This window comes from Microcystis sp. M20BS1 (assembly GCF_020245305.1).
Classification (GTDB): domain Bacteria; phylum Cyanobacteriota; class Cyanobacteriia; order Cyanobacteriales; family Microcystaceae; genus Microcystis; species Microcystis ichthyoblabe_A.
On record NZ_JADBUZ010000155.1, the window covers coordinates 35,493 to 48,510 of the forward strand.

The window sequence follows — 13,018 nt, forward strand, 5'->3', positions numbered from 1 at the left end:
TTTTTTAATTCCAATTAGTTAAGTGCCTGAATAGAAACGATACTTAATTAAGAAAAATCAATGAAAATAAAGATTGTTTAAGAAAAATTATTTAAAATTAACACAATAATTAGAAATTTAGTGATAGATATAAAAGTACAAAAGAGCCAATTAATCTAACAATCCTATTTTTTTAGCCAGAGATAAGTCTTTTCTAGGTCTTTTCAAGGCTGTTGAATATACCTCTTAAACAATCGAGTTTTCTATAGCTACCTAAGCAAAATTAATTACACATATCTAACCACCCCTAGCCCCTTGCCCCTTGCCTCTTGCCTCTTGCCTCTTGCCTATCTTCACTAGGAAATTAATTTTGCACGACTACTTAGCTTTATGTCCAAATATATAGCCATCACCTTCTCCCCCGTCCAAAGCTTTATTGAAAAATCCCGCAAATTGAGGGACCTGTACGGAGCCTCTCAGATTCTCTCGGATCTGACCAGTACAATCGTCACCCACCGGCCCGAGCAGTACCACCTAATTAGCCCCGGACTGCTAAACTCCCAACAGGGAATGCCCAACCGTGTTCTCCTGAAAATCGATAGCGAAATACAGTCCTCCTCCTCCGAGGAAATCATTGCGGAACTGCAACGAGCCTTTTTAAATCGTTGGAAAAATATTCTCGCAACCTGTAGAAAATGGGTCGAAAACGCCCTCGCGCCTTACTATCGATCCTCAGAATGGAATTGGCAAAAAAGCTGGAAAAAGTGGGAAAGACGCACCTGGGAATTTTTCTGGGGCATGGGGGACGATCTAGAGTCCGCCATGGTCGATCTAGAAAATCGTAAACTCGCCCGCAATTGGCAAGGGGTGAATTGGGTCGGGGAAAGCTCTAGTCTGTCCGGGACTGACGCGATCGCTTGGTACGGGATGGATCGGGAAAACCAAGACATGAAAACGCTTGACTGGAGCGAAGAAAACCGACATATCGCCCTATTCTACCGAAGATTAGCCTTCCTTCTCGATGGAGTTAACGATCCTGACGGTCAACCCAAAGATAGACAACCGGAAGGCAAATACATCGATGGAAACGAAAGATTGAATATTCCCGAATTAACCAAACGGTTGATCACTCTCCCACATATCGCCCGCTCTCTAGGAGTTGAACTTCCCGAAGAACTTCGCCAGCGAGGATTTCGAGACCTGATCAGGAGACCGCAAGATAACCCCGCCTCAGTGGGACAAAAAACGGGCTGGTTCATGGGAGATGGCGATAAAGTAGGCGATTACCTGAAAAACCTCGGCTCAGACCAAAAAATCCGAGATTTCAGCAAGATTATGCGTCAGTGGGGACAAAAATTTCAGAGGGACTTTAACCAGACCGAACTCGGTAGAATAATTTACGCGGGAGGAGATGATTTTTTGGGCATCGTTTATAATAGCCAATTTCCCGATCCACAACTCGACTCGATCGATCTCGATCGAGTTTTTCACTGGCTACAAACCCTCGATCAACAGTGGAAAACTGGAAAAACTGAAGAAATCAATCAACGGGTGACTCTAAGTCTCGGCTTCGTTTGGGCAGCCCACAGCATTCCCCAGAGAGACGTTTTACAGCACTGTCGGGAAGCAGAACAGCGCTCGAAAAAACTAGGACGCGATCGCCTCACCATCCGCGTTTTATTTAACAACGGGCAATATGTTCAATGGACAACCAGATGGAAATACTTGAACACGCTAAACCACTATCGAGATCGGGACGGCGGGAAAAACTGGGGTCATATCTATAGCGACTTCGCCCGACTAAAAGCCCGTCACGCTTTCGGTCTGGGCTATCTCGATAACCCTAGAAGCCATTCCGATGGCGCAGACTCGAAAATCCTCGATAACCTCTCCAAACTCCTACAGTTTTTCGATCTATACTTTAGCGGCTATAAAGAAATTTTAGAAAAAGAAGATGATCAGATCGTCTCCCTCCCAAAGGACGCGCCATCGAAGGACTACGCTAGGGCGATCGTTCGCTGGATAGACGAACTGATCGCGATCGGTTGGCATCTCTCGATCGGGGAAACGATCAAAAAATAATCCTAAATCCGAATCTATTGCCTATTGCCTATCCTAACCAAGAAATTAATTTTGCACGACTACTTAGGGTTTGCTGAATAAATCTAAAAACCTTGTTGAGTAAACCTTTTAGACTTTTTTTCCCTCAAAAAGTGCCAACCATTGGAGTGATCGGGGGTAAAATCCCTGAACTTTTTCCCTGAAAATTAGGTAATTGACCAGATGAAAATCGCTAAAACCCCACACCCTACACCCCACACCCCACACCCCACACCCCACACCCTGCCCCCAGGAAAACCTTTTTCAGCAGACCCTACTTATGTTTTCCCATCTCATCATCATTAAACCCCTCGGCATGATGTACGGCAGTTCCGGCGCGTTCCTCTCCCCAGAAAACCTTGTCGGACGTTCTGGCTCTAAATTTCCCCCCGATGCCGCCACCCTATCCGGACTATTTTTCAGCGCCAATAAAACGACCCATCAGTATAGCCATCGGGAATTAAGAGACAACCTCTTCATCGCTGGCCCTTTCTGGGCCGAAACCAATAGTCTTCGTAACGTCTATATCCCGATTCCCCGCACGAAAATAATCGCCACCGACGACTCCGACGAATGGCGAATCCGACCTGCACCCGATCGACAAGTCGTCTGGGAGCGAGATTGCGACAAGGACTCAATAGAACCCGAATTTTCCTGGATTTCTAGTGAAGATTGGACAGAATCGGCGCAATACATCGCCGACAACGGATTTGCGGAACTCTCACCGTGGGAATTTACCCCGATCCTACATCCCAAGCTAGAGATCGATCGACGCTGTACCGTCGAGAAGGACGGTCTGTTTTTAGAATACGCCGTGCAGATGAAGGAGGGAACCTGTTTGATCTATCTAGCCACCCATCCCCTCGATCCGGGATGGTATAAATTCGGCGGAGAAAATCATCTAGTCGAGATCGAGAGCGTTGAGATTAAACCCGATTGGGCCATCTATCAATTGCTGAGACAGCCAATCGAACAGGCCTTTGCGACGATCACTCCGGCCATCTGGGGATCGAAACGATTTTCCTCCCGAATTCCCGAACAACCCGATTTCCCCTCAGTTCAACTGCTGCTCACCGACAAACCCATCCCCTACCGTTACGGTTTAGGTGGACGCTTGGGACGGGGTAGGTATTCCGTTCCTTCGGGAAGCGTGTATGTGCTGGAAGAACCGATCGGGCGATCGTGGTGGGACTGGCCGGAAGACTGGTTTCCTAGAGAGGGGTTTCCCCTCAAACATATCGGCTGTGGACTATCTCTACCGCTAACAATAAAAGGATTGAATTGAATGTATCTAAAAGCCTACGGCATCATTGAAACCCTTGCCCCACTCCATCTGGGAGCCGCCGCCGGGGAAGAAAGCGGCAACCTTAACCTGATCTTTCGCGATCAGTTCACCCAAACGGGCATAATCCCCAGTAGTTCCCTACGCGGTCGTCTCCGCTCCGATATGTTAGCCCGTTTAACAAGCCAATACAAGAAGCAAGGGCAACCCCCGGAACAGGCCAAAACGAGCGCGTTACAAGAAGTGGAACGCTGGTACGGCCGCGGTGCAGAAAAAAACCGACAGGAAAACTACGATTATGAATCGATTATCAAACCAGAACACGCCTCGATCGTCTGGCTGCCAGTTTTCTGCCCCGGACAACCGATCGTTTGGGTTAGTTGTCCGAGTTTACTGCGACGCTACCAACGCATTGCCGACGTCAAGGCAGACATCCCCCCCGAGTACACCGGCTCGCAAACTCTAAAAACCCGTTCCAAAAACAACTCTGACCCCGTACTTTTCTTCAACTTGGGGTTTATCACGGTGAGTTACCCCAATTGGGATCTAACACCCTGGTTTCCCCTCAAAAACCTGCCCGCCGTGGTGGTCGATGACAATGATATGGGTATGATCCACGATATGGCCCTCTATCGTCAGAGTCGCGTGCAGTTAGAAGAGGGGCGGAAAGTGGCGGCTAATAAAGCTTTTTTTAATGTCGAGGCAATACCAGAAGGAACAGTCCTCGCTTTTCCCCTTGCCCTTAAACCGATCGATGATAACGTTTGGGACAACTGGAAACCACTGGAACAAGATAAAACGGGGGATATTTATCTAGGGGGACTCGAATCGGTCGGCTTCGGCCACTGCATGATGACCTTGAAAAAACCATCGGGAGGTGCTTCATGACATGGAATCCTTATAACCTCGATCGGGCTGCCCAGGAATTGGTCTTAAAATACCGAGACAGCGAGAAAGTGTTAAATGAATCCCACAAAATGAGAACCACCGTCGCCTACGGTTTAGAACGTTTTTGGGGTGAACACCTGAGATTGATCGACAAAAATGACGCTACTGATCGACAAAAAGGACGATACTGGCAAGATGTCTGGCAGAAATTCGTCGATATCTTAGAAGAGGCGGGATTACGGGTTCCCCGTGGCAAGATTAATCCTCAAGATAAACCGGAAGCTCAAACCAAAGCTATCCAAGCGATCGCCCGAGAGTTCTGGAATCAAGAAACTTTTCCCCTAGAAGATCAGAGAATCGCTCTCTACGTCCTCACCCAACTTTGTGATAGCTTGGTCTGGTGGACGCAACGATACAAAAAACCTAGCTCTAATCCCCAAAATCCGAACATCGAGGAGGAAGAATAAAATGCCGGACTGGTCAGATGTACCCCTCCTCTATCAAGCACAGATCGAGGGAAGATGTCAATTACAAAGACAAGAAAATAAACAAAAATCGCCAGCCTACGATTGGGTCGATCAGTGGACTAAACTTTATCATTCCACTGACGATAGCGGTGGTCGATCCGGGCAACCCGATAAAACTCCCAAATCGCAACAACGTCCGTCTCCTGTCAAAAAAAATAACCTTTCCGAACCACCGCAATTTAGCGGAGAAGCCAAGACGCGACCCTATACTATGACTTGGCGACTCGTCACCAATGGAGGTCAAGATGATGGCATTATCCGACCAGCTATCGGTGCGCGAGGCTATCCCTACTACCCCGGATCATCGATGAAAGGGGCTTTCCGTCGTGCCTGTGCCTGTACTACCGAACAAGCTCTAAAGTATTGCGGCAAACCCTCCCAAGGCGATCAGGGTTCCGAACCAGGTATTCTGCGCTTTCTAGGAGGCTATCCTACGGATAATAACTGGACTCGAAACTTAGTCGATATCGCTCATCCCCAGCAGGAAAAACAAGTTATTCAAGACGGAAAAACTAACGCTAATGTACTATTATCTTTTCACGAGGTAACTCTCAACTTCGGGATTTCCAGTACCATTCCCCTCGACGAACAAGAATGGCGAACGATCTGGCAAATTTGGGAGAAAGCGATCGGCAATGGACTCGGTTCCAGAGTTAGCGCCGGATACGGTCGCTTTAAAGATGTACCCTCACCAGAAACCCTCTTACAAGTTCATCTCACAGGACAGGGAATCATCGCTACATTACTCGACAAAACTCCCGAATTCCGTCCCAATATGTTTAAAGCAGCCCTTCGAGGTCATACCCTACGTTTACTAGGAGGAATGACCGATGAAAAGACCGCTAAACATCTGACCCAAATCCTCTGGGGAGGCATCGACGGAGCCGCTACTCTGGGACAACTCGGCATCAGCTTCACCTACCATGATGATGATTTAAAATTTGGCGAGCATCCCTACACTCCCCCGGGTAAAAGCGAGCAAATTATGCCTCTATACAATCTCAAACGGGGAACTTTACAAATTTCCTGTATGAATCGTCGCACTTCCTCGGAAGATCGGCAAGAACTCGCGGAATTAGCCAAGGCAATAGTGCAATTTGCTCTTTTACTCGGGGGATTCGGCAAATCATGGCGAAGAGCGGATCACTGGCAGTTTTTCCGTCCCTATTTAGAAAAAGGCAATAAACCGATGATCGGGTGTCATTGGAAATTTATAGACTCTTCAGAATCTCTTTATCTTCCTATCACCGATTTACAACAAGATCTATCGCAATTTATCGATCGCCTTCGGACACTATTCCAGAATTACGCCGCTAAACAAGGCTATACTATTCATCCCGATAATCCTGTACACTGTGATTGGCGAGAAGCTTGGTATCCTTACGATAATCAAGGTGGGGTGCAAGTCTGGGGAAGAATTGTCGAGGATCGGATTAAAGCTATCAAATGGTTCCATCAACCTTACGAGGGAACCCACACCCTGCGGAACTTACAAGGAAGCATCGGACGGGACTCGCAAACTGGAAGACTTTGGCATCGAATTTACCCTTATTATCACTCGAATTCTGAAGGTAAACTGCAACGACAGAAACCACCGATCGAACTATTGACTTTCTTTCCCGAAACAACCGAGGATAGCGCTCATTTTATCGCTTTTCTCAACGAGCGATCGGACTTTGTAAAAATTTGGTAATATTTGTCATATTTATCGGGTATGCTGAAAAAGTACGGGCGAAGCATTCGGATAGAAAATCTACAGTTTCACCGATAGGTTATTGCCCGAATGCTTCGCCCCTACAGGACGCGGGCCGATAAAGACGCAAGGTTTTGAACGACGATCAAAATCTTGCACCTGTGAGAGCAAAACAGAACCCTAAAACCCTTACCTCGTCCATATTGCCCATTTATTCAGCAAACCCTATTTATCGGGTAAAACCATGACTACTTGGATTATCACAACGGGAAACAGCGATATTCAATTAAATACCGATGCCAATTGGACGAGAGGGAAGGGATTATTTAAGAAGGCTAAAAACAACGAACCTCTCTGTAATTGCCAGGGAGAAGGTGCAGATTTTGCCAATCTTAAACGAGAAAACGATACTAAGCGTTTTCCGGTTGCCGCTAGAGTTTTGGGATTAGTTTATCAAGATCATGAACATTGTTATTCAGATTTAGTATTCCCTTTGCTTGATGTTTTAATTGAAAAATTTCAAGATAAAAAATCTCCCGATCGAGTTTATATCATCCTAACCGATCAAGAAAAGCTTTTTAAAACATCGGACATCAAAAATTCTTCCTGTCCTTTCTGGCAAGATACCTGTACCTTAAAACCGCTTTTTGAATGGTACTTCCAGACCAAACTTAAGCTAAAACCGGATTTTATCACTTTACAGCTTTCTGTTAATAATAGAGGACTAGATCACTGGGATCAAGTGTTAACTCTTGTCACCGAAGAGTTAACAAAAATACAGCAAGATGATGTTTTTTACATCAGTCATCAAGCTAGTACCCCCGCTATTTCCTCGGCTGTTCAATTTTTCAGTATTGGTTACTTCTCTAACGTCAATTTCTTGATACTTAATCGATATTATGAAGAAAATAATATTAAAACAAGCCCCGAAATTATTCCGAGTTCTAGCTATTGGAAACAATTACAAATACAGAAGGCTAAAAAATTAATCACAGATGGTTTTCCGGGATCGGCATTGGCATTATTAAAAGAGGTAGGATACAATAACTCAGAAAAAGAAAAAATTAAGGAGCTAGAAAGATACATCGATCTTTTTAATATTAAAACCATAGACACTGGCGATGAATTTGATCCGACACAAGCGATCAAGAGAGTTCGTGAAACCTTAGATTTAATCGAATATTTCTTGAAACAAGAAAACTATCTTCAGGGAATCACTCTATTAAATGCCGCGCAGGAGACGTTTTTAAAAGCTTCTATTTCACTCTATTTACAAAAACATATACCCGGAGGTTTTAAAGAATGGAACGAGAAAGGATTATCACTTAACTTAAAAGAAACAAAAATCCAGGAAGTGATTAAGCAACTTCAATCATCTAACCAGAGAAATTATAAATTTCAGAGTCCTCATGAACTTTTTCCTTTACTCAAAGAATTTACGAAAACTGTAGATAATGATTATTGGCAATTATTAATTTGGTCATCCATAAGAGACAGAGAGCATGAATTCGATCGCCGTAACCAACTAATGCACAATTTACGGGGAGTAAAAAAAGAAGAAGTGATTCTTTATCTCACCGATCCCAAAAAGTTAATCGATCTAAATCAAAACGATAGCAATCTCCCCAATAAGGTAGATGAGGTTTATAGAAACGAGATTAAAGGTAAATTTATTTCTGCATTGGAAACCCTATGTGGATGGACGGAAAATGATTATACCCCTTTAAAGCATCATCTCGAAGAATTAGCCAAATCCCTATAAAAAATACGTTCCCCTAGTTTTTAGTTAAACTAGGGGATATTGATTACTTAGGGCTTGCTGAATAAATGTAAAATATAGACGAGGTAAGGGTTTTAGGGTTCTGTTTTGCTCTCACAGGTGCAAGATTTTGAGAGAATCGTGCTTCAAAACCTTGCGTCTTCATCGGCCCGCGTCCTGTAGGGGCGAAGCATTCGGACAATAACCTATCGGTGAAACCGTAGATTTTCTATCCGAATGCTTCGCCCGTACTTTTTCAGCAGACCCTACTTATTTTTCATCTTTTGGCTTTCTGTTGTTTATGCAGATTTCGATCGATCCCCAGACCAGAACGTTTACCGCAGGTGCGATCGCATCGTGCGGTGCAACTACCGAGACTACATTACAGACAACTAACGCGGAAACCTTAATGGCGGCGATTTTGGTGATTTTCATTACTACGTCTCCATGCGTAGACAAAAATCAGGTCTTTTCGCAATGGATAATTGTAGTCATTTCTGCCACACCTTTAACTAATATAACACATCAGATCGCAATCTGTCCAAAAGAATTAGACTTTTGGCTTCAAATAAACAAGTCGGTTAGTCCAATCCTGCTTTCCTTGCAGTTCCCACAAGGCTAAAAGCGAACGGATCAAAAGACCGAAATTGCTAGGGGGAATAGACTCATAATCGATAAAAATAACGCCGCTATGACTTTTCCAAGCTTCTCCCCATTCCCACAAAAGCGGGGGAATACTGTTCTGGTCGTAGGTTACTAGAGTTAATCGGGCTTCAGCCGCCGCTTTTAAGACGATTTCATCCGAATAGCCCAAATATCTACCTTTTTGCCAAGTTATTAGGGGAAAAATCGAGATTTCTGGACGTTTATAACTAATTTGTTCGGCAACCGTCGGAGAAATATGTTCATCCAATAAAAAAGATAGCATTTTAGCTATTCCCCGCTCAAATCAGCAGAAACCGTCATTGTTTCCAATTGCGGTAAGAGCCGCTTTATCGTCGTTTCATTCATCGCTTGAGCATCGGAAATCGCAGTTTGGACTTCGGACCGATAGGCTTCGGCATAGAGCAGGGCAGAGCGTACCCATTCCAGGGGTCGATGAAAATGTGCCGCCGTTTTTTCTTCATCTAGTCCGTAGCTTTGAGCGATTTGAATTACTTCCCACAGAGCCAAACTGGAGTTTTTTAGGTAGGGCTGCCGCCCCAAAGGAGAATGGCGAAATTCAATATAGGGGAACTCGCTTTCTCGGAGGGATTCCTCGATTAAAATCGCGCCGGTTTCGCTAGGGGTTTTTCCTAATCGGCGGGCTAACCTTTTCAGTCTTTCTGCTGTGTGGTCGGGCAGTCTGGTGCTAACAACTTGGGACATCAATTTTTTTAACTTTTAATTACACTGTTTACAGTGTAACTCAACTCATTCTGCCAATGCCATTAAAGAATTGACCGTTCACCGAAAAATTAGGACTAATACTAAATCCGTTGAGTACAGGCTAGTTATGAGGAGAGGCAAGAGGCAAAAGGGGGAATAAATAATCAGTTTTTAATAACCAGATTTAGTATAAGGTAGTGGCGCGGAGAAAAACCTTTTCTTTGAGTATTACCATAAGATAAATTTATATTGTTGTGACAATCTATAAGCATCTGAGGGGGTAAGACAATCGCTAAAATCCTTATTCTCTCGTTGACCCCCTCGGATGCCCTTCTACTTCTTTTGCCTATTGCCTATCCTGATATGTAGCCTATAATCAACGGATTTAGTATGACTAACTGGTTGAGAGGTTAAACAATCTCAAAAGCTGAGATCAAGCATCTTGATCTGTATTTTCTCAACCAGTCAAATCAAGCAAGAATCCTAATAATAATTACCGACTTTGCGATGGTGAACAGCCGTTAAACTATCAGGTTTAGAAACGCGACCATCGGTGACTTTATTGTAAACAATCCAGTGGTCAGCACATTCCATGCGACTAGCGACCTCACATTCTAAATAAGCGAGAGCATCGGCTAAAATTGGGGAACCATTATTAGCGGTGTGAGTATTGACTCCTGCGAAACGATCTTCCCCAGGTCCGAAACGTTTTAAAAAGTGTTTCATCAGGGTTTGATAATTGCCTTCTTCCAGAATATTTAAAATGAATTGATCCCCCACTTGCATTAAAGAATCGATCGCCCGATCTTTGGCCACAGCAACGGTAAAACCGGGAGGATCAAAACTTGCTTGCGTCACCCAAGAAGCGACCATTGCACCGCTTCTGTCTCCTTTCTTGGTGGTAATAATATATAAACCTCCGCTAATCCGTCCGATGGCTTTATCAAGGTCAGTATCGAGGGATTTTCTTTGTTTAACTTTTACCTCTTGTGTTAATAGTTGTCCCATGTCTGTCCCCGCTTCTTCACAGCGTTGATAGAGACTCTCGTTAGGAGTTTCTGCGCTACGAATGGGATCAAAAGCTTTGGTTAAACCAACTTCACGAAACTTATTAAATAGAGGTAAAATTGATTCATCATCATCCCCTTTAGATTCAAACATTCCGAGGTATTGTTTGGGGTTAACCGAGGCGAGAATTGTGCCTAGATTACCCGTAATTTCTTGGGCATGAATACCAGAAACCGGGGGAGTACCGATGACGATTCCCACCGCAGAAGAAGCTAATTCTTTTACCTCTTGGGGATCGGCGGATTTCAGGTCTAAAGTTTCTACAACCAAACCAGTTTTAGTAATACCTTTGGCAATCGATTGACAGAGGCGATCACTATAACCATAATCGGAAATATAGAAAACAGCGACGGTTTTTTCTGCCTTAGTTTGTGCTTGACTCCAATCACGATAACGGGTCAATAATTCAGTAACATTATGTTTTAATACTGGTCCATGACCATTAGCCACGAGATTAATATTACCTAGGGGTTCCATCCGTTTCATCGCCGCTAGTACCGAGCGAGCATTAGGAGCCATTAAACATTCATAATAGAAGCGATAATCTGGTTCAATAGCACTTAATTGCTCATCGTAAAGATCATCGGAACAGTAGTGCATTCCAAAAGCATCACAGGTAAATAAAATTCCCGAACCGTGATCGTAGGTAAAGATAGTATCGGGCCAGTGTAAATTAGGAGCGTTAACAAATTCGAGAATGTGACCATTGCCTAGGTCTAACTGATCGCCATTTTTGACCAGTTGACGTTGAAAGGGATGATGAACTAAATTCTCTAAAAACTGAATTGCCACTTTCGACCCAACGACGGTAATATTGGGAGCGAGTTGCAGCAGATCTCTGACTAAACCACTGTGATCAGGTTCGGTATGACTGATAATTAAATAATCGATTTCTTGGGGGTTAATTAATCCGTTGAGACTATCAAAATATAGTTGACGGAATTTTTCGTGAGAGGTATCCACAAGGGCGATTTTTTCCCCACGAATCAGATAGGAGTTATAAGTCGTACCGTTTTGTAATCCGAATTCAATATCGAAGCGATCGCGATCCCAATCGAGGGAACGAATAGCGGTGATGTCTGCGGTGAGATCGGCCACCTGCACAGTGAGACGTTTTGTTTTGACTGGTGTAGCAACCATCGAACCCCTCCTTATTGTTAAGTTTTTTATACTTTGTCTCTATTGTGCCACGAGGAAATAAGGTATGGAAATTTATTTTCCGATAATTACTGATAACAGCTATCTTAATGGTCAGGGAGGAGTCGATCGTCGATTTGAGCAGAAACGCTCTCTAGGTATCTGTAGGAGGAAATGGGTGTTATACATTCCAGTCAAGGTGAACTACTTCCTATGTCACGGGGGATTGCCTCAAAACCGACTTACACCCAGTTTTTGGTCTTACATCCCCGACCTAGGCAGTATCTCCAGTTCCTATTTGGTATAAAGTTAGGATTGTAAATAAGACGGAAAAAATGCTTTTACAATCGGGAAACTTCCGTTTAAAAGGAAAAAAAGCTCTACTAAATCAAGCAGAGATACCGGTCATAACGGTAATGGATGTAACGGAAACTCCCAGGGAACTCCCCAAAAAGAAACAGAAAATTTTTTTTGGTGGTAAAAGAGGTTATCATACTTTAAAATCTCAATTAGTAGCTGATAAAAATACCGAGGAAATTATCTGTGTCTGTTGTGGGAAAGCTAGAGGTCACGATTTTAGTTTATTTTAAAAAATTCGAGTTCGGTTTCATCCTTTAACTCCCAGCAGAGAAGACAATGATTATCAGGGAATAGATGCATACCATAGTAATAGTTATGCACTGAAAAAGAAACCGAAAAATAGAAAATTAACAGAGTTATAAAAGGAGTATAACAATGCTTTAACCAAAGAAAGGATTATCATTTAACCTATAAATAGGAAACTCAAAATTTTGAAAATATTATCGCGTAAATATCGGAATTGTCGTCGAAGATATAGTTTAAAAATTAACTTTTTGACGACTATTTATAACTATGAGTTAGGAATAGTTATAGCAACTTCTTAAAAGTTGCCAAACATTAATCCAGTCAAGGATAATTTATTCTCAATAATAAAAATTGAGATGGTTTCTGCAGCTTAAATAAAGAGGTTTTGATAACCAAATTAAAGCATATATAAAGAGTTTTGAGTTAAAAGTAAAACTTCAGGTTTTCATTCAGAAAAAATGCACTAATTGGCTAATTTTCCCAAAAAATTAGTTAGCCTACCATCATAACATATAATTAATTTGCAAGAGTTCTAATGCACAGCAAAGGAAAGGATTAAGCCTCCATCACTACTACCGAATCACCACCTGAAAATAATCCCTAGCCATCTC

The 13,018-nt window shown here is 43.2% G+C and carries 10 protein-coding genes and 1 pseudogene; 7 read left to right on the forward strand and 4 right to left on the reverse strand.

The features are described from left to right. Positions 1-369 precede the first annotated feature (369 nt). From IM507_RS15570 to IM507_RS15595, 6 genes are all read left to right on the forward strand, one after another. The gene (locus IM507_RS15570) at positions 370-2,061 is read left to right on the forward strand and encodes a Cas10/Cmr2 second palm domain-containing protein (RefSeq protein ID WP_287637307.1); all 1,692 of its coding nucleotides are present in this window, start codon (positions 370-372) and stop codon (positions 2,059-2,061) included. A 298-nt stretch (positions 2,062-2,359) separates the two neighbouring features. Beyond that, positions 2,360-3,364: a CRISPR-associated protein Cmr3 gene (locus IM507_RS15575; RefSeq protein ID WP_042790453.1), complete on the forward strand. Its 1,005-nt coding sequence runs from the start codon at positions 2,360-2,362 to the stop codon at positions 3,362-3,364. Next, entirely contained in the window at positions 3,365-4,249 is an 885-nt protein-coding gene (locus IM507_RS15580) for an RAMP superfamily CRISPR-associated protein (RefSeq protein ID WP_002733227.1), read from the forward strand. Beyond that, positions 4,246-4,716: a hypothetical protein gene (locus tag IM507_RS15585; RefSeq protein ID WP_287637308.1), complete on the forward strand. Its 471-nt coding sequence runs from the start codon at positions 4,246-4,248 to the stop codon at positions 4,714-4,716. The genes IM507_RS15580 and IM507_RS15585 overlap by 4 nt, the downstream gene beginning before the upstream one ends. 1 nt (position 4,717) lies before the next feature. After that, positions 4,718-6,469, forward strand: coding sequence for an RAMP superfamily protein (locus IM507_RS15590; RefSeq protein WP_287637309.1), 1,752 nt, complete (start codon positions 4,718-4,720; stop codon positions 6,467-6,469). 244 nt (positions 6,470-6,713) lie between these two features. Beyond that, the gene (locus IM507_RS15595; protein ID WP_287637310.1) at positions 6,714-8,231 is read left to right on the forward strand and encodes a hypothetical protein; all 1,518 of its coding nucleotides are present in this window, start codon (positions 6,714-6,716) and stop codon (positions 8,229-8,231) included. 267 nt (positions 8,232-8,498) lie between these two features. Here IM507_RS15595 and IM507_RS15600 read toward each other — a convergent pair whose 3' ends face one another. The 4 genes from IM507_RS15600 to IM507_RS15615 all read right to left on the reverse strand — a co-directional run bounded on the left by IM507_RS15600 (position 8,499) and on the right by IM507_RS15615 (position 11,804). After that, entirely contained in the window at positions 8,499-8,687 is a 189-nt protein-coding gene (locus IM507_RS15600) for a hypothetical protein (RefSeq protein ID WP_172963161.1), read from the reverse strand. Between the two features lie 91 nt (positions 8,688-8,778). Beyond that, positions 8,779-9,156: a DUF5615 family PIN-like protein gene (locus tag IM507_RS15605; protein WP_002774995.1), complete on the reverse strand. Its 378-nt coding sequence runs from the start codon at positions 9,154-9,156 to the stop codon at positions 8,779-8,781. Between the two features lie 5 nt (positions 9,157-9,161). Next, the gene (locus IM507_RS15610) at positions 9,162-9,596 is read right to left on the reverse strand and encodes a ribbon-helix-helix domain-containing protein (RefSeq protein ID WP_002774994.1); all 435 of its coding nucleotides are present in this window, start codon (positions 9,594-9,596) and stop codon (positions 9,162-9,164) included. A 483-nt stretch (positions 9,597-10,079) separates the two neighbouring features. Next, positions 10,080-11,804, reverse strand: coding sequence for a diflavin flavoprotein (locus IM507_RS15615; protein ID WP_287637311.1), 1,725 nt, complete (start codon positions 11,802-11,804; stop codon positions 10,080-10,082). A 308-nt stretch (positions 11,805-12,112) separates the two neighbouring features. On the opposite strand from IM507_RS15615, the pseudogene IM507_RS15620 reads away from it, so the two are divergent. After that, positions 12,113-12,706 (forward strand): annotated as a pseudogene (locus IM507_RS15620) (transposase family protein); the annotation flags it as partial. Positions 12,707-13,018: the final 312 nt, after the last annotated feature.